Annotated in this window: 10 protein-coding genes; 6 read left to right on the forward strand and 4 right to left on the reverse strand. The window is 66.8% G+C overall.

Annotated elements, in window-relative coordinates:
- On the reverse strand, positions 1-1194 hold the full coding sequence (locus NGH83_RS02165; protein WP_251857432.1) for a hypothetical protein: 1194 nt from the start codon (positions 1192-1194) through the stop codon (positions 1-3).
- A 266-nt stretch (positions 1195-1460) separates the two neighbouring features.
- Here NGH83_RS02165 and NGH83_RS02170 point away from each other — a divergent pair, with 266 nt between their 5' ends.
- The gene (locus NGH83_RS02170) at positions 1461-2093 is read left to right on the forward strand and encodes a hypothetical protein (protein WP_251857433.1); all 633 of its coding nucleotides are present in this window, start codon (positions 1461-1463) and stop codon (positions 2091-2093) included.
- Between the two features lie 25 nt (positions 2094-2118).
- Here the strand turns inward: NGH83_RS02170 and NGH83_RS02175 are convergent, their stop codons facing one another.
- Complete coding sequence (locus tag NGH83_RS02175; RefSeq protein WP_251857434.1) at positions 2119-2325, reverse strand: CopG family transcriptional regulator; 207 nt, start codon at positions 2323-2325, stop codon at positions 2119-2121.
- Between the two features lie 95 nt (positions 2326-2420).
- Between NGH83_RS02175 and NGH83_RS02180 the strand changes: the two genes are divergently transcribed.
- The 3 genes from NGH83_RS02180 (at position 2421) to NGH83_RS02190 (ending at position 7657) form a co-directional block, all read left to right on the forward strand.
- Positions 2421-3866: an oligosaccharide flippase family protein gene (locus tag NGH83_RS02180; RefSeq protein WP_251857435.1), complete on the forward strand. Its 1446-nt coding sequence runs from the start codon at positions 2421-2423 to the stop codon at positions 3864-3866.
- Position 3867: 1 nt separating this feature from the next.
- Complete coding sequence (locus NGH83_RS02185) at positions 3868-5016, forward strand: glycosyltransferase family 4 protein (protein ID WP_251857436.1); 1149 nt, start codon at positions 3868-3870, stop codon at positions 5014-5016.
- 115 nt (positions 5017-5131) lie between these two features.
- On the forward strand, positions 5132-7657 hold the full coding sequence (locus tag NGH83_RS02190) for a PIG-L family deacetylase (RefSeq protein ID WP_251857437.1): 2526 nt from the start codon (positions 5132-5134) through the stop codon (positions 7655-7657).
- Between the two features lie 10 nt (positions 7658-7667).
- Here the strand turns inward: NGH83_RS02190 and NGH83_RS02195 are convergent, their stop codons facing one another.
- Together NGH83_RS02195 and NGH83_RS02200 are read right to left on the reverse strand one after the other, a co-directional pair.
- Positions 7668-9008: an O-antigen ligase gene (locus NGH83_RS02195; RefSeq protein ID WP_251857438.1), complete on the reverse strand. Its 1341-nt coding sequence runs from the start codon at positions 9006-9008 to the stop codon at positions 7668-7670.
- Positions 8932-10332, reverse strand: a complete 1401-nt coding sequence (locus tag NGH83_RS02200) for an O-antigen ligase family protein (RefSeq protein WP_251857439.1) — start codon at positions 10330-10332, stop codon at positions 8932-8934. The genes NGH83_RS02195 and NGH83_RS02200 overlap by 77 nt, the downstream gene beginning before the upstream one ends.
- 127 nt (positions 10333-10459) lie before the next feature.
- Between NGH83_RS02200 and NGH83_RS02205 the strand changes: the two genes are divergently transcribed.
- Complete coding sequence (locus NGH83_RS02205) at positions 10460-11272, forward strand: HAD-IIB family hydrolase (protein WP_251857440.1); 813 nt, start codon at positions 10460-10462, stop codon at positions 11270-11272.
- 548 nt (positions 11273-11820) lie between these two features.
- Entirely contained in the window at positions 11821-18723 is a 6903-nt protein-coding gene (locus NGH83_RS02210; protein ID WP_251857441.1) for a PA14 domain-containing protein, read from the forward strand.
- Positions 18724-18760 lie beyond the last annotated feature (37 nt).

Genomic DNA, 18760 nt, shown 5'->3' on the forward strand with positions numbered 1-18760 from the left:
TCACCCTTCGATGGCGGCATCCGCGGTGCGTGTGGCGAGGAGTGCTCGGAATCGGTTCTCGAACTCGTCGGCGTCGAACCAGCCGGACTCATCCCACAGCGAGAGCCGAACCGTTCCCCCCATCGTAGAGACCGAGATGAGGGTGGCCGAATGCCACGGGCCGAATGTGGTCGCCCCGAAGCGACGCTTCGTCGCGTGCCAGAACTCCTCGGGGAAGTCGTGGCGCATCGTCAGAAGGCTGATGGTCACGCTCGGGGTGGCGTTCGGGTCGGATTTCGCGGGTCGTATCCGTGCTTTCGCGCGGTTAACGGTGTATCGCGTGATCGACTCCGCGAAAGTGAGTACCGGTGTGCCGTTGCTCCCCGCGCGCCCGAGGCGCTCGGAGATCGCCCCGGGCGACCAGTCGCTCGTCCGCAAAGCGCCGTAGGTGTCGGTGGCGACGAAGTTCCCGGTGATGCGGGCGTCTCTGATGTAGCGGCGCAGATCGACGGGGATGAGCACGGGGCGGTCATCCTCTCGTGGCGCCATCTGGGCGAGCGCTTCGACGGCGATGCTGCACAGCCGGGTGTTCTTCGTCGACCGCAGAGCGGCGCCCGGCTCCTCACGCAGCGATCGGATCTCCTCGCGCGACAACTCGAAGCTGACGAAGTTGCCCGGGGGCGTCACTGCGGGTGCGTCGGCGACGACGGGTACAGACGTGCTCCGCTCTCGACGCCACAGTTGGAACTGCTCCCGTCCGGCGGCGGTCACCTGTCGCAGCGCCCGCAGCAGCGGCAGTCGCGCGAGTGGGCGGTCGTCGAGCGTGAATTGTTCGCCCGCCGCGACTCCGGCCAGGTATCGCACGATCTCGAGCGCGCTGGACCCGTCGAAGGCCGCGTGCGAAAGCTTGATGGTCACGGTGCGGTCGGCCGACGCGATGAGCAGCGGCAGGACGGTCAGCTCGAGGTCCCGCGTGGCGATGAGCGCCCGCTCGGACGAGACGTCGAGGGAGTGGACCGACGCCGCAGCCCGGTCGTGGATCTCCTCGACCGGGTAGCGCCATGCGGCAGGCCAGTTGCGGCGGGCGTCGAGAACGGTGGGCTCGGCGAGGTAGCTCTCGAGAGCTCGGCGAAGACCGGCGAGAGCGCGATCGCTCACATCGGAGAAAACGGCGATGATCTCGTACGCACGGTACTGTTCGTCGCGCAGCCTCATGGGGGCCTCGGCTTCGGGTCGCTTCGGTCGTCCTCGCGGGTATCGAGGAAGGTCGCCCGCGGGTGACGGGAGATCGTCCCCACAGTGTACGAGCGCGCCCCCCATCCGCGCGCCCCCCGATTTGGGGAGGGATCAGGGGTGTCGCCCATCGCAGACTCCTTCATAAGCTGAACGGTGCCCTGGCCGTACCCGACGGCCGGCTCGTCAGCGAGAACACCCGACTCGCGAGGCGAACACGTGCGCACGCTCACTGAAAGGGCGCCACTGTGGATCACTCCTCCTTTCCGGTCACCCCGGACCGGCTGCTCGTCCTCTGCCGCGCCAACGTCTGCCGCTCCGCGCTCGCCGAGTTCCGGCTGAACCGCGCCCTCGAGCGCTCCGGCGGCCACGACGGCATCGAGATCGTCAGCGCCGGCACCGACGCCCGGCCCGGTTCCCCGATCTGCGCCGACGTCGCTGCGCGGATCTCGCGCGAAGAGGGCGGCGCCCTGTTCGCGAACTCGCATGCCTCGATGGCGTTGACGGACGAGCTCATCGCATCGTCGGCGCTGGTGATCACGATGACCGCACGTCAGCGGGGCATCGTCGCCCGCATGCTGCCGGGCAGCCAGCACAAGACCTTCACCTTGCACGAGGCCGTCGCGCTCGCCTCCGTCGTCGGCGACGGGATCACGGGACTCGACAGCCTCGAGGCGGTCGCCGCCCGACTGCACGGCGCCCGCTGGCGCGCCGCCCGCTCGGTCGAGGACGACACGATCGAAGGGCTGCCCGTCGATGTGTTCGATGGGCACTCGCACCGGTCGCGGGATCACCGTCGCACCATCGCGGCGGTGCACTCGGCCGCCGACACCCTCGGCGTCTCACTCGGCCGTCTGGTGCCGCGCAGTGTCGCAGCCTGAGCCCGATCGAGGAGGGTCGTCGCGCTCAGGCGTGCGCGAGCCGGTCGATCAGATCCGCGTACCGCGTCAGCTGACGCTCGAGCGACGCCCTGACCAGCTCGGGGTGACTCGGCCACGGCGCGGCGATCTCGATCGCTTCCGCGGCGGCGAGATTCTTGCTGACCCGCAGCTGCGTGGCGAGATCCTGCAGACGCTGGTCGCGTTCGTCGCTCAGCCTCAGAGTCATCGCCATGGCTTGAGGTTAAGGCTGAAGGTTCGTGCCGCCGATGAGGTGCGCGGGCGTGTCATCCCCGGCTCCGGTCTCTCCGAGATAGTGGTGGTCGACCGATGAGCCGCGCGAAGGCGGTCGCTCGCGGAGCGCTCTGGAACTACCTGGCTCAGATCGCGACCGTGGTGCTGCAGCTCGGTTACGCGGCAGTGACCTCACGCCTCCTCGACCCGCACCTCTTCGGTGTGTTCGGCGCTGCCCTGACCAGCGCGACCCTCATCAACCTGCTCGCCCTCGCCGGTCTGCCGCAGATCGTGGGGCGGATGAACACCCTCGAACCGCGCCGCCTCGTCGGCCTGCTCGCCTACGCGGGCGCGGTCGGAGCGGTCGCCGCCACCGTGATGCTGCTGTCCGCTCCGCTGTGGGCGCTGCTCTGGGGCGTCCCCGAATCGGTGTCGGTCCTTCGTGTCATGGCCATCACCTCGTTCGTCTCCCCGCTCGTCGCCCTCGGCAGCGGATTGTTGCTACGGCTCGGCGAGTTCCGCCGCCTCGCCACGTTCACCTTCGTGAGCAACGTGGTCGGCATGGCGGTCGGCGTCGCCGCCGTGTTCGTCTTCCGCAGCGCCGAGACGCTGGTGTTCAGCACGATCGTCGCCCAGTCGCTGATCGCCCTGGCGACACTCGTCACCTCTCGGAAGCACTTCGCGGCACGGTTCGACCTGAAGGCGATGCTCGAGGACGTCGGCTTCAGCGGCAAGACGGCGGTGTCGGGCACCCTCTCCTACTGGGCGGGCACGGTCAGCAAGCTGGCCCTCACCCAGGGATTCGGCACCAGCACGCTCGGATACTGGAACCGCGCCGAAGCGATCACGACCACTCCCTTTTATCAGCTGTACACCGCGCTCACCCAGGCGGTGTACCCGGAGTTCCGGCACGACATCGAGTCGCAGGAACGCACCCGTCGTGTCTGGACCGACATGCTCGCCATCGCCGGCTGGGTGTGCTTCCCGCTCGGCGCCGTCGTCGCGATCGCGGTGCCCACCGCAGTCGCCGTGCTGTTCGGCCCCGAATGGGAGCAGGCAGGCTACATGGCCCAAGGGCTCGCCCTCGTCGGAGGGGTGCAGCCCGTCGTGTTCCTCCTCATCAGCGGCTTCGAAGCGCTCGGCCGCTTCCCGTGGCTGTGGACGGGATACCTCATCTCGCTGGCCGTCAACCTCACCGGCGGCATCACCGGCGTGCTCACGGGCTCGATCCTGCCGATCATCGCGGGCATCTTCCTCGCCCTCGTGATCATGCACTCCTTCCACCTCGTCGTCGGATCGCGCAGCGGGCTCGTCGATGTGCGTCGCCTCCTCGGCCATTACGCGGGCATCGTGCTGTTCGCGGGCGCGCTCGGCGGAGTGCTCTGGGTCGCTCTGAACGTCGCCGCGGTGTGGTCGATCACCCCGTGGCTTCTCGCCGGAGCGGTCGCCGTCACCGCGGCTCTCGTGCTCCTGCTCTGGAGGCGCCGCAACGTCTTCCCACCCCTCGCGCTCGCGAGGGCGTACGGTCTGCTGAAAGGCTGAGATGCGAATCCTGACCGGAGTCCTGATCCTCGCGCCCGCCGGCGGCATAGAACTGTGCACCTACCAGGACGGCGGCGTGCTGGTCGAGCGCGGGCACGAGCTCGACATCCAGTACCAGGTCGACGGTCCTCAGCACGCCGACTACGAAACGGCCGGCATGAGCGTCGTCGGCCCGGTGGAGTTGATCGCCGAAACACGGCGGCCGGTGAAGACGCTGCGCGCGTTCCTCCACGCGTGGCGTCTGGCGCGCAGACGGAAGCCCGACGTGCTGTGGCTCAACCGCTCGGAGCACATCATCTGGGCCCAGTTCCTCTCCACCCTGCTTCGCGTGCCGATCGTCACCCATCTCCATCACGCCCCCAACTTCCGCCAGACGAACCGGCTTTACCGCGGCGTCTCGAGCTTCATCTCGGTTTCCGAGCACACTCGGCAGCAGTGGATCGATGCGGGGATCCCTGCCGAGAAGATCGCCGTCGTGCACAACTCCATCCCGCTCGAGGCGTACCCGGTCGGTGATCTGCCCGAGCGGCAGGTCGCTCGTGCGCGGCTCGGGCTCGACGATGGGGCACGAGTCGCGCTGTACTGCGGTCGACTCACCCGTGAGAAGGGCGTCGACACTCTGGTCGAAGCGTGGCGACGTCGATCCGATCCCAACGCCGTGCTGGTGCTCGTCGGCCGCGCCGAGACCGACACGTCGTGGTTGCCGGAAGCACTCGACCGCCTGCCCGCCGGCTCGTGGCGGATGTTCGACGAGACCCGCGACATCGTGCCGTTCCTGCATGCCGCCGATGTCGTCGTCGTGCCGACACCCGAACACGAGGCTTTCGGTCGCGTCGTCCTCGAGGGACTCGCGTCGGGCCGCCCGGTGCTGGCCAGTCGAGTGGGAGGGATCCCCGAGATCCTCACCGGCGCGATGGAACGCTTCCTCGTGCCGCCGGCCGACGCTGGCGCCCTGGCCGACGCTCTCGATGCGACGCTCGATTGGCGGACGCAGGAGCCGACCCTCGGCGCCGACGCCCGACGCTGGGTGGAGGAGCGCTTCCCGTACGACGCCCACGTCGACGCGGTGGAGGCCGCCTTGTCGAGTGTTGCGCGCCCCCCGTTCGGGGCTAAACGGTTGACGCCGGCCGCCTCGGCGGGTCAGTCTTAGCGAACCCCTAGGCGGACCACCCCTCCGCTCATCACGTTCTCACCCGCGCGGCGACCCAACCGCGCTTCCCGTCACCCGTACCCACCGACGGTCCACCCGAACCCCAGGAACCCCCGTGACCTCCCGACGCCCCCTTCGTCTCGTCCTTGCCGCCATGCTGCCCGTCGCCATCTTCGGTGCCGTGCTCTCTGCGCCGACGGCCGCCATCGCGGCGCCCGACTGCTCAGCCGGCAGCACCCTCAGCGTCGTCGCTCATCAGGACGACGACATCCTCTTCCAGGCGCCCGACCTCGCCGCCGACCTCGCCTCCGACCGGTGCGTGCAGACCGTCTACGTCACGGCCGGCGACGCGGGCGACTCCGTCTGGTACTGGCAGTCGCGCGAAGCCGGAGTCAAGGCGGCACACGCCCTGATGTCCGGACACGCGAACTCGTGGACCGATTCGGTGCAGCGAGTCGCCGGCGCCGACGTCGCGGTGAGCACGCTGAACGGCGACGAGCGCGTTTCGCTGGTGTTCCTCCGCCTCCCGGACGGCGGCATGACCGGTGGCGGCACGGGGGTCAACGATTTCGAGAGTCTCGAGAAGCTCGAGCGCTCTCTCAGCGCCGAGATCCACACCATCGACGACGGTGAAGCATATTCGCGTGCCGACCTCGTCGACACGCTCCTCGAGCTCATGACGCGCAGCGGCGCCGACGACGTGAAGACTCTCGACTTCGCCGGAGAATACGGCGACGGCGACCACAGCGATCACCACGCGGTCGGCTACTTCACCGCTGAAGCGTCGGCGCGCTACGCCGCGACTCACGACCTGAAGGGGTACACGGGATACGGGATATCGAGCAGCCCGTCGAACGTCTCGGGTGCTGATCTGACGAACAAGAAGGCGGCCTTCTACGCGTACGCCGCGTACGACTGGAAGACCTGCGCGAGCGACAGCGCCTGCGGTTCGCGACCCGAGTCGTCGTGGCTCAGCAGGCAGTATCCGGTGAGCGCGCCGCCGGTCGACCCGACCGATCCCACCGATCCGACCGACCCCGCGGGGGCCGTGAACGTGGCCTTGACCGCGTCCGTCGTGGCGAGCTCGCAGAACACCGCCGACGGACAGGGAGCGACGTCCGCCATCGACGGCTTCGTGGACGGCTATCCGGGCGACTACACCCGTGAGTGGGCGACGGTGCGCGGGGGTGCCGGGAGCACCATCACGCTGTCCTGGCCGACCGCGCAGACCATCGACCGCGTCGTGCTGTTCGACCGTCCCAACGCCGACGACCGCATCTCGGCGGCGACATTGACCTTCTCGGACGGTTCCAGTGTCGCCGTGCCTGGACTGGCGAACGATGGAGCGGCCACCACCGTGTCCTTCGCGGCGCGGACGACCACGAGTGTTCGACTGACCGTCAATTCCGTCAGCGCGACCACCCTCAATGTCGGACTCGCAGAGTTCGAGGTCTGGACCCCAGCGACCGGTGACCCCACGGATCCGACGGACCCGACCGACCCCACCGACCCGACCGATCCCACCGACCCGACGGACCCGACCGAGCCGACCTCGCCGGACAACGTGGCCGCGGACGCCTCGGTCGTCGCGAGCTCCGAGAACCCGAACGACGGTCAGGAGGCCTCGGGGGCGATCGACGGCATCGTCGACGGCTATCCCGGTGACTACACCCGTGAATGGGCGACCGCCGGCGGCCGTGCCGGAAGCTGGCTGACTCTCAACTGGTCGAGCGCCGTGACCACCGACCGCGTCGTGCTCTACGACCGGCCGAACAGCGACGACCAGATCACCTCGGCGACCCTCACCTTCTCCGACGGATCGACGGTGTCGGTTCCCGCCCTCGCGAACGGCGGCGCGGCCACCACGGTCACGTTCCCGCAGCGGAGCACGGCGTGGATCCGACTCGACATCACCGGGGTGAGCTCCACCACGCTGAACGTCGGCCTCGCCGAGTTCGAGGTGTGGACGCCGGCATCGACGACTCCGACGCCGACCGACCCGACGCCGACCAACCCGACGACTCCGACGGAACCGACGGACCCGACGCCGACCGAGCCCACGGAGCCAACGACGCCGACGGAGCCAACTGAGCCGACTGAGCCGACGAATCCTACGGAGCCGACCACTCCGACGGAGCCGACCACTCCGACGGAGCCGACCACTCCGACGGAGCCGACCGAGCCGACGACTCCGACCGAGCCTTCGACCCCGGCGCAGCCGGCGAACGTGGCGGCGCTCGCCGCGACGTCCGCGAGCTCCGAGTCGTGGGGTTCCGGCCAGTCCTCGTGGGCGACGATCGACGGAACCGTCGACGGCTACAGCGGCGTCGACGTCACCAAGGAGTGGTCCTCGATCGGTGAGGGAGCGGGGGCCTGGCTCCAGCTGAACTGGTCGGAGCCCGTCCTGCTCGGACGCGTCGTCCTGCACGACCGCATCAACGCCGACGACCAGATCCTCGCCGCGACGCTCACCTTCAGCGACGGCAGCGTCGTCGAGGTCGGCGAACTCGACAACTCGGGTGCCGGCCTGGTGCTCGACTTCGCCCCTCGGGCGACGACGAGCCTGCGCCTGACGATCACCACGGTCAGCGGCACGACCCTCAACGTCGGCCTCGCCGAGATCGAGGCGTGGACCGTCTGATCGGGTTGCCTCAGCGCCGCGTTCCGCGCTCCTTCGGGGAGACGGGACGTGGCGCTGTCGTGTCTGCGCCGTCCTCGCGCGGCAGCGTCGCGAACGCGCCGACCGCGAGGAGCACGAGCAGCGCCCAGTTGCCCTCGTAGAGCAGGCGGCTCTCGGCGAGCGCTTGGACGACGAGGGCCGTCAGCAGCAGCACGGGGACGAGGGTCTGTCGGGTGGCGCGCAGAGCCCGTGCCGCCGTCGTGACGAGGAGCGCGAGGAAGAAGAGGAGCCCGATCGTGCCGACCTGGAATGCGACGTCGAGGTACGCGTCGTGCGCCTGTAGGTAGACGACGCCGCGTCGTTCGGCGAGGTCGTCGAACAGGGGGATCCACGGCTGCCAGTAGCCGATCCAGCCCCACCCGGCCACCGGACGGTCGCCGAAGAGGCCGAGCACCGCGGCCCAGATGTCGAGGCGTCCGGTGAGGTCGGGGCTCTTGCCGATGGCGGCGAGCAGCGGGCGGGCGAACAGGGCGCCGACGGCAGCGCCGACGACCAGCACGGCGACGAGAGCCCAGCCGACCCGTCGCCGGAGCGAGGCGGATCGCCCGGCTCGGAAGCACACGACGAGTGCGGCGACGACGGCGACGGCGGCCGCGGCGACGAGCACGGTGGACGACCGGGTGAGCACGAGCACCAGGGCGCCGAGGACGGCCGTCGCGACGGCTACCCACCGAGGGACGACGTGTGTCCGCACCGTGGCGACGCCCACCACGGCGCCGAGCAGCGCGATGAATCCGAGGAGGTTCGCGTTGCCGACGATGCCCTGGATCCGTCCGCCTTCGAGCAGGAGCGCGCGCGACCAGTAGAACGCGTCGGGGATTTCTCTGCCGGGGACGACGTCGATGGGGAAGACGGGCAGGATCGGGGCACGGACGACGACGGCGACGACGAGTTCGAACACGATCGAGGCGGCGAGGATCGCGCCGAGTGCGAACGTCAGCGCGCGGAGGGGCAGGGCGCGGTCGTTCCGCGCGAGGCGCGCGACGGCAAGTGCCGCGATGGTCGTCACGGTGAGGATCAACAGCCCGAGCGCGGTGCCGAGGGGGTAGTACGACCAGGCGATGGACGCCATGCACCAAACGAGGAACACGGTCAGCCAGGTGATGGGGGAGCGGAACACAGTGCGAAGCGCGGCGGGCCGCGGGAGGGCGGAGCCGCGCGACCGGATGAGAACGACGACCGACACGGCGGCGACGAACACCGCCCAGCCGGCGAAACCCCACCAGCCGATGCTGTTACGAATCGCCTCGCCGGCGAAGAGCGTGAAGAGGACGACGCTCGCGAACACGGTGCGAGCGGCGGTCGAGGTCATGGGACGAGCGTAGAAGCTCGGTGGCCTCCGCGCCCGCCGCCAGGTCGTCGCGCCGCGTCGCGATGCAGCAGAGGACGACGAAGAGCATCCAGTTGCCCTCGATCAGCAGCCGGCTCTCGGTCAGGCTCTGGAACAGCAGCGCGGTGAGCAGCAGCGCGGGAAGCGCGGTGCGCACGATGGCGTGCGGGTCGGTCGCCATCCGCCAGGTGCCGAGGGTCGCGGCGACTGCGGCGACGAGTGCGATCGCCACACCGACGAGACCCAGCTGCAGCCAGATGTCGAGCAGCGCGTTGTGGGCCTGGAGGTATTCGACCCCGTCGATGACGATGAGGTCGTTGAAGGGCGGCACCCAAGGGGCCCAGTAGCTGATCCATCCCCAGCCGACCAGGGGTTGTTGTTCGGCGAGCCAGGCGACGGTCATCCAGATCGTGCGCCGCCCGGTCATGTCGCCGCGGCCGAGGAGCGCGAGGACGGTGTGCGCGGAGGTGGCGCAGAAGGCCACCGCGATCGCGAGCAGGGCGATGGCGGCGCCGTACACGGCCGCTCGGTGGTGGGCCGGTGCCCTTCGGACGGCGATCGCGACGACGGCGACGATCGCGACCGCCGCCGCGGCGAGGATCACCGTTGCCGACCGGGTCAGCACGAGGGTCACCACCGCCAGGGCGACGAGGGCGAGCCCAAACCTTGAGATCCGGGCGCTCTCGATCGCGGTCGTGAGCACGACGATGAGGGCGAGCAGAGCGAGGAAGGCGAGCAGGTTGCGGTTTCCGACCACGCCTTGGATCGGCCCGAATTCGAGCAGATGGTTCTCGCTCCACCAGAACGCGCCGGGCGACGAGCCGTCGAGGTCGAGATAGACCGGGGCGACCGGCCGCCGCAGCACGAACGACACGAACGCTTCGAAGGCGAGGCTCGCCGCGAGGAGCCCGGTGAGCGCTTGAGACAGGGAGCGGACGATGGTGGGCCACGGCAGAGTCGCCGCGACGGCGATCCCGGCGAGCGCCGTCGACCACTGCGCCGCCAATCCGATCGAGGTCGCCCACTGATACTGGCTCCAGAGCAATGACAGTGCGCTGAAGACGAGGAAGGCGACGAGCGACAGGGGAGGGGTGCGCGTCACCACGACGAACCGGTGGCGCCACAGCGTCACGAGCACCACCGCGAACAGCGCGACGGCGACCGTCACGAAGCCCGGCCAGCCGATCAGGTTGCGCACGGCCTGCCCGCCGAAGGCGAAGCCGAACAGAGCGGTCGCCAGCATCGAGGTGGCCGCGGGAGTCGCCCGCGGCCGCGTCGGCGCCGGGGTGAGGAGCGGGGCGGTCACATGCGAACGCTAAGAGCGCTTCCCCGGGACCCGGCTCGGAGTGGCGAAGGGTTCACCGGGCGTTCGAGAGGAGTTCCCGTGACCCCCGCCGGAATCCCGTCGTGAGGTCGTCGGGCAAGATGGAGGCATGAGTTCTTCCGACGCCGCCGCTTCGACTCCCGCCGACGCGTGGAGCGGCACCTGGATGCCCGAGCTCGTGGCGTTCGATCTCGACGACACCCTCGCGCCGTCGAAGTCGCCGGTCGACCCGCGGATGCTCGAGCTGTTCTCGGAGCTGCTCGACGTCGCCCAGGTGTGCGTGATCTCGGGCGGTCAGATCGGCCAGTTCCGCGCCCAGCTGCTCGACCGCCTGTCGGGCATCGATGAGGCGAAGCTCGCCCGCCTCCACCTCATGCCGACCTGCGGCACCCAGTACTGGCGCTTCGGCCCCGGCGGGTGGACGCAGGTCTACGCCGAGAACCTCACCTCCGAGCAGATCGCGGACGCGTTCGCGTCGCTCGAGCGCCGCGCGAAGGAGCTCGGCTACTGGGAGAGCGAGACGTGGGGTCCGATCCTCGAAGACCGCGGCTCGCAGGTCACCTTCTCGGCCCTCGGCCAGGAAGCGCCGGTCGACATCAAGAGGGCATGGGACCCGACGGGGGAGAAGAAGAACACGCTACGCGCCGCCGTGCAGGACGACCTGCCCGAGCTCGAGGCTCGCTCCGGGGGATCCACCTCGATCGACATCACGCGCAGCGGCATCGACAAGGCGTACGGCATGGAGAAGCTCGTGCAGTTGGTCGGCATCCCGATCGAGCGGATGCTCTTCATCGGCGACCGCCTCGACCCCGAGGGCAACGACTACCCGGTGAAGTCGACGGGCGTGGCCACCCACGCGGTCGACGGCTGGCAGGACACGGCCGCGGTCGTCGAACGCCTGGTCGCCACCGCCCGCAGCTAGGGCATCAGACGCCTCTGCTTGTTGAATGCGGCCGCGTTCGCAGCGTGGTCGAGAGGCGACTCATTGGAACTGGTTCGAATTCTTGCCCGTCAGTGGAGTTCCCTGGACGAACCGATCACACCCGTCGGGTAGTTGGCTGCCGCTAACCGCACCGTGATCACGAAGTCTGGCTTCTGCCCGCTCGCCCGCGCGACGCACCTACAGCTCTTCCCAGAGGAGTGGAGAGTGGCAACCGCCAAATCAAGAGCTCCGTCGAAGGCATCCGACCCGATGGTCAAATCGATATAAGAAACACGACCGGCCTCGTCTCGCGTGGGTCGCCAGAGGGTACGCGGCCCGCGAGCACCGCCGGACAGCGGCTGCCGACGGTCGTCTCTTGTCCGGCCCCGGTGAAGCGGAGGGGGCACGGAGCTGGCACTGTCTACGGTGCGCTTTGCCAAGAAACTGGGGGTTGCTGAGATGTCAATAAGTGTGACCAAATACACCTGACATTCTGTGCTGGATCACAGGGGTCTTCGCTGCTCGCCCTCGTGCCCCCAGGAGTCTCTGTGTTCCGAGCCATACTTTCGATCGCTCTTACCGGTCTGCTGGCCCTTTCGCTGACGGTCGATCCGAACACCGCGGTGGCTGCCCTCGCAGTGTCCGAGGAAGCAAGCGAAAACATTCCGCCCGAGATTCCGCTGCCCGAGGTTCTACCGTCGGCCCCTTTGGAGCCGTCGGGCACACCTACGACTCCGCAGGGCGACTTCACACCGTTGAAGGACGAGCCTTCAGCGGGTGCGCCGCCGGCCGCACCGGTGGAGGAGGAAGCCGCATCAGAGCCGGAATCGGCGCCAGAAGCGATCTCGATCGGTGAGGACTTCGACCCGTCGGAGGCTGAAGTGGTCGACCGGGATGAGTACTCATTGACTTATGAAGGGCCGGGGGAGTCGAAGGTCACGGCGCTGTCGAAGGATCCGGTCAGCGTGCAGGTGGATGGTGAGTGGGCGCCGATTAAGACAGCCATCACACGGACGGGAGCGTTCTCGTGGCTTGGGCGGGGTGGCGCGGAGGTCGAGCAGCACCCGCTTGAGCCAGTGTTTGCCGAAAACGCGAACGAAACTCCGCTGGTGAGCATCTCCCGTGATGGCTACGAGGTGGGCTTCTCCCTCGAAGGTGCGAGAAGCTCGCTGCTGAGCCGCGACGGCGGACCACGAACCACGACGTTGGCCAACCGCATCCAGTACCGCGATGTGTTCCCGGACACCGACCTGATCTACGACGTTGAGGCCGCGGGCGTGAAGGAGCTGTTCGCTCTGCGCACCGCTCCAGGCGCGGATGGTCGGAACACCTGGACGTGGCGGATCGACTCCGACGGTCTCACCGTCACCGAAGCCGATAACGGCGACATCCTGTTCACCGAGGCCGATGGCACCGTGGCGTTCGTGATGCCCACGCCCACCATGTGGGACTCCGCCGGCACCCTCGGTGACCGTGCAGACGCGCAACGAAGCGTCGACGCCGACGTCACCCGTTCCGGCTCCGACTGGCTCCTGACGCTTTCCGCCAATCGACGGTGGCTGAATAACAGTGACCGCGTGTATCCCGTGTATGTCGACCCGCAGCTCGACGTCGGACAGGATTCCACCTTCGCTTACAAGACGAACGGGCAGTTCAACCGCAACTACGGCATCCAGGTCGGAAACACCAATACCAACGGCATCTGGCGCACCCTCGTTCACCACCCCTACGAGCAGCTGTTCGGCAAGCAGGTCATCGACGCCCAGATCTACTTCTACGGGCTGTCCGGCGACAGCACCACCACCGACAGGTACGGCAACGCATTCATCGCAACCGACTACTGCTACAGCTGCATCGGCGAACACCTCGGCGGTGTCTACTACCACGGAGACGGCGGCGAAATCAACGATCCGCGTATGAAGAACCGCATTGTGCAGTGGGTCCGCGATGGCGTCACCCCCGGGTTCGTCACCTACACCGGCGACGAATCGAACACCTACTCCTACAAGCACATGAACTCCGTCATGTTCATCCTGTGGAAGGACTACCCCACCGCCGGCGTCCCCATCAACGGGTCCCCAACGGGCGGGCAAACAGCGTCTCAGATGCCGCGCCTCGAGATAAACGGTAGCGACCCCAGCGGTGAGGGCCTGAGGTACCTATACAAGATCAGCGAGAACCCGAACCCTGATGTGAACCCTGTGTACGTAACCCCTGGCGGCTACTCACCTCAGTCGTTCCTGCAGGTGCCAATGGGGGCCCTGCAGCCAGGTAAGACCTACTACTGGAAGGGGTACGTCAACGATTACTACGACGGATGGTACGGAACCCCCACCGGGCGTGGGTCCGCTGTGTACTCCTTCGTCACCAACGGCGCACCACCCTCACCGGACAGAGCAGCTTCCCTGCCCGCAGACGGGGCCGTGATCACCACCACCCAGCCGACGCTGACTGCGGCGACCGTGATCGACCCGGAGGGCGATCCGGTCAAGTACGAGTTCCGCATCGTCTCCGGTCCGGACGGGAAGACCGGCGCGGTCATCAGCTCGGGCCTTCTCACCACGCCTACCTGGACCGTGCCAGCTGGCTCCCTTATCGACGGTGCCGCCTACACCTGGGTCGTACGCACATCCGACACCCGCAACACCGATGTCGAATCGTCCTGGGTCAACCGGCTCAGGGTCGATCTGCGTATCGGCTCCGCGTCTCCCGCCCCGATCGACTCAGTAGGACCCGTGGCCGTCAATCTCGCCAACGGCAACGGAAAGCTCACCTTCGCCTCCCCAACCGTGCAGACCCTCGGCGGGGCAATGGGGATGAGCTTTACCTACAACTCCCTGACCGCACCGCGTGACGGGTCCGGCCTCACCGGCACCTATTACAACGCGATCGCACCCGGCGCAACCGCGGCAACCTGGGACTTCACCGGCAAGACGCAGCTCATGGTTCGAAACGACCCTTCAATCAGCTTCGACTGGGGCGTCGGATCTGCCTCCCCCGCAGTGCCCGAGGAGCGTTTCCTCGTGCGCTGGGAGGGATTTGTTACTCCGCCCGCGGCCGGCAGCTACACCTTCGGTGTGTACAGCGATGACGGTGCCCGCGTCGTCGTGGACAACACCACCGTGGTCGACCGGTGGGTCGACAACGCCGCAACCGCCGTCGAGTGGGGCACTCCCAAGACAATGACTGCTTCGGCCGTCCCGATCCGGGTCGACTATTACGAGCACGCCAGCAGCGCCAAGATCCAGCTCTGGGCCCGCAACGCCGCAGGCCAGGAGTTCATCGTTCCCGCCGATTGGTTTACCACCACGGTGCGGAGCATGCCCAAGGGGTGGTCAACCTCAACCCCGCTAGCCGGCGCCGGTGGCGCCTACGCCTCCGCCCGTGTAGACGAAGGCTCCATTACCCTCACCGACTCCACCGGAGGCGTGCACACCTACGTCAAGAAATCGGACGGGGGTTATCAGAGCCCCGAGGGCGAGTACGGTGTGCTCTCACTCGACGGCGACCGCCGGGTGACCCTCTCCGCTGAGGACGGCACCGTCTACGCCTTCACCTCCGAGGGGCGCCTCGGGTCCGCCACCACAGTGGCCGATTCGCTCAAGCCCGCGGCCCCGGTGACCATCCTCCGTGCAAACGGCCAGATCGACCGACTAGCGGACGCTTTGTCCAAGACGCCTAACAGCAATCCGGCCACCTACACCCGCGAGGTGCGGTTCGTCTACTCCGGGGACACCGTCTCCCAGGTCGGGCTCACCGTGGTAGACGGTGACGCCAACGGCAACGCCTGCCCCGTAGAGCAAAGCTACGCAGCCCCACCCCGGGACATGCTGTGCCGGATTATCTACCCCGGCCACGTCGCCGGGACAGCCGACACCACCCGCCTGCACTACAACGCACAAGGCCAGATAGCCCTCATCGAAGATCCTGGAAACGAACGAGCCAGCTTCGCCTACGACGGCCAATCGCGAATGACCCTGATCCGGGACTCCCTCGCGAATGACTGGATGGGCGCCGCGCCTGCGAAGCCAGCCAACGCGCCGGTGGACACGCAACTCGAGTACGACGGTACCGGCAAGGTGTATAAGGTCACGCTTCCCGCCCCGGATGGTGCGACCGAGGCATCCCGGCCCTGTAAGACCTTCACTTACGAAGCTGGCCGCACCTTCGTTGATATCGCAGGTCTCACCGTCCCTGCAACGGCTCCATCGAACGGACACGCGCTCACCGTCACCTACGACGATGCAATGAGGCAACTAACCAGCACCAGCGCAGACGGGCTCACCACCACGCAGGCCTGGAATGCGAAGGACATGCCGCTGTCCTCCACCGACCCATGGGGACGCACATCAACTTCGATCTACGACTCCCGCGACCGCCTGACCGACAGCTACGGCCCCGCACCCGCAACCTGCTTCAACGCAGACCGGACACCGACGAGCTCATGCGCTGCCACAACCCGTCGGTCGTCGACGGCGTACGACGAGAACTGGAAGGGCCTGCACGCCGCGTTCTACAACAACCCAAAGATGGCCGGACAACCGTTCGCATTCCAGCTCGGCGTCGGCACCGCGACCGGACTAGTCGACGCGGGATGGGCAGCTGCGCCAATGGCAGGCATGAACGCAGACAATTGGGGACTGCGCCTCACTGGCCTTGTGACTTTCCCCACTTCGGGGCAGTACACGTTCCGCAGCTACGTCGATGGGGCGGCCCGGGTCTGGGTTGACGACGTGCTCGTCATTGACGACTGGGTCCCCCACACCGAGCGATACAACCTTGCCAACATTCCGGTTCAGGCGACCGCCGGCCAACGCGCGAAGATCCGGTTCGAATTCTTCGACGACGCCGGCCAAGCAGGATTCCAGCTCCATTGGGTCCTTCCCAGCGGGACCCAACAAGTCATCCCGGGCACTGCCCTCAGCCCCGATTACGGCCTACCAACGAAGTCGACGTCATTCGACTCCGGTGGCGATACCCCTAGCACCGTTTCTACCTCCGAGTATGCGGTGCCGTGGTTGGGTCTCGAGACGGCGTCCATCGTGGACCCGGATGGTTTGAACCTTCGGACCGAGACAACGTACGAGGCGGCCGGCAGTGGGTACCTACGCCGACTCAGCAAACGGCTCCCCGCTGCCGTAGCTGCAGGCCTCTCCGCCTCCACGGCGGGGTGGACCTACACGTATTGGGGAGAGCGGGACACACTCGCAACCGGCCTCGGGGCGTCGTCGCCGATCTGCAACGTGCCAATCAATACGCCTCAGTACGGAATGCTCCGTACAACGACGGATCCGAAACCACTGACCTCTGCAGCGCCCACAAGTGAAGTCATTTACGACCTACAGGGTCGTGTAGCGGGTACCCGCCGCGATGGCGGACCTTGGTCATGCGTGACCTTCGATGCCCGCGGACGAACTATATCCGCGAACGACCCAGCCTACGGCGGCCAGCCTGCACGCACGTCGACGTTCTCATTCACTGCCGACAACACTGCAACCGGGGATCCGCTGACCACCTGGGCGCAAGACGATCAAGGCGCCGGGACGACCACCAACGGGCGACTCACCACAGAGACCGACTTACTCGGCCGAACGGTATCGTCCACAGACGTGTGGGGTGCGGTTACCACCACGCAGTATGAACTGAATGGCAGAGTATCGCAGGTCTCCACCACCATTCCAGGCGCAGCAACCTCCACGACACAACTGCAGTACCTCCTCGGTGGCCAACTCGACAAGGTCATTCGCGACGGGTTGACATTGGCGGACCAGGATTACGCCAACGGTGAGCTGTCGATGATTACCTATAGCAATGGCAGCAAGCTGAATTCCGTCAGTCGAGCCGCCTCGGGAAAGGTAAACGGGCTGCAATGGAGTCTCGTCGGCGCAAACCTCAACAACGGCCTCACCTTTTCGCAGTCTGGACGAATCAGACAAACGCTCACAGACGGTAGCTGGAATGCTCCGGGGAAAAATACGCCGGTCCAATCCGCATATGGTTACACCTACGACGCTGCTGGTCGGCTTACTTTCGCCACAGGGCCGGGACACGACTTCACGTACTCCTTCGGCGCAGCAGTGGGCTGCACGGCTGGCTCGCGGGGTACAGCTGGGGCCAACGGGAACCGGACGAAGTCCATCGACCGGAACTTAGCGACCAACGTTTCCACCACCACTACCTACTGCTACGACGGCGCCGACCGCCTTCTAAGCACCGCGGTAACAAACCCGCTCGCAGGGGCCAATCCAGTCGCTGATGGCCTCCCAGCAACGGACCTCACGTACGACATTCGTGGAAATACCACCAAGCTCGCCGATCAAGATCTCGTCTACGACGGCGGAGACCGGCATGTCTCGACAACGATGGCGGACGGGGCGAAGCTCACCGTCAGGCGTGACGTGGCTGGCCGGGTGATAGAGCGGACGGCGAAGCCGGCAACGGGAACCACCGTTGTCTCTCGTATGGTGCACGCGGACTCGAGTGACTCACCAGTTGCCGTCTTGACGAGCGCGGGCACGGTGCAACAGTGGCGAGTATCTGTGCCCGGCGGAGTCAATGTCACGATCGCGGGGGCATCCCAAACCTGGGCATATCCGGACCTGCACGGTGACGTTGTTGTTACGGCCGACCAGTCAGGCGTCCGAACCAGCGAGCTACTGACGTACGACCCCTTCGGCCAGCAAATCGACCCCGTCACCAACGACATTGGGACCTTCGCATCCGATGACTCGGGCAGCAAAACCCTACCCGGCGACGCCGGCTACGGATGGGTTGGGCAGTTCTCGAAACGAACCGACACTCTCGGGAGCATGGCCACTATCGAAATGGGCGCTCGCCTCTATGTAGCGGCTCTCGGTCGATTCCTGCAGGTCGACTCGGTCGAGGGGGGCGTCGACAACGACTATGTCTACCCAACCGACCCTGTCAACACGTTTGATCTAGCAGGAACCGACGGGGTCGACTGGGGGCTGGTAGCGGACATCGCGATCACAGCAGCTTCGATAGCCCTCATGTTTGTTCCCGGCGGGGCAATTGTGTCGGCAGCAATCTGGGCAGTGAGAGCGGTCCGCGTCGCGAGTGTCGTGTCGAAAGTGGCAACTACGGTCAGAACGGCTGCAACCGCAGTCAAAGGCGCTTCGACGGTAAACCGAGTTGCGGGTATCAACGCTGGCAACATCTCTGGGATATACGTCTTTCGAGGTGTTACAGATAGACTATATGTCGGAATGTCGACCAACGTTGAGGTCAGGCTAGCTCAGCACGTCAGGGCGGGTAGAGTGACCCAGGCCGAAGCCAACGTGGCACGGGTCATCCCGTACTCCGGGTCGAGAACCTCGATGCGCGTGGTCGAACAGAAGACGATGAACTTGCTTCGTAATAATGGTATTCAACTACAAAATAAACGAAACGAAATAGCGCCGTGGAAGTGGGGTAGGTATGGAATCTGGTGAGTACGCTTCCGTGGCTTCGGCAATTCCAGACATCGAT

Origin of the sequence: Herbiconiux sp. L3-i23 (assembly GCF_023734115.1) — a bacterium.
GTDB lineage: Bacteria > Actinomycetota > Actinomycetes > Actinomycetales > Microbacteriaceae > Naasia.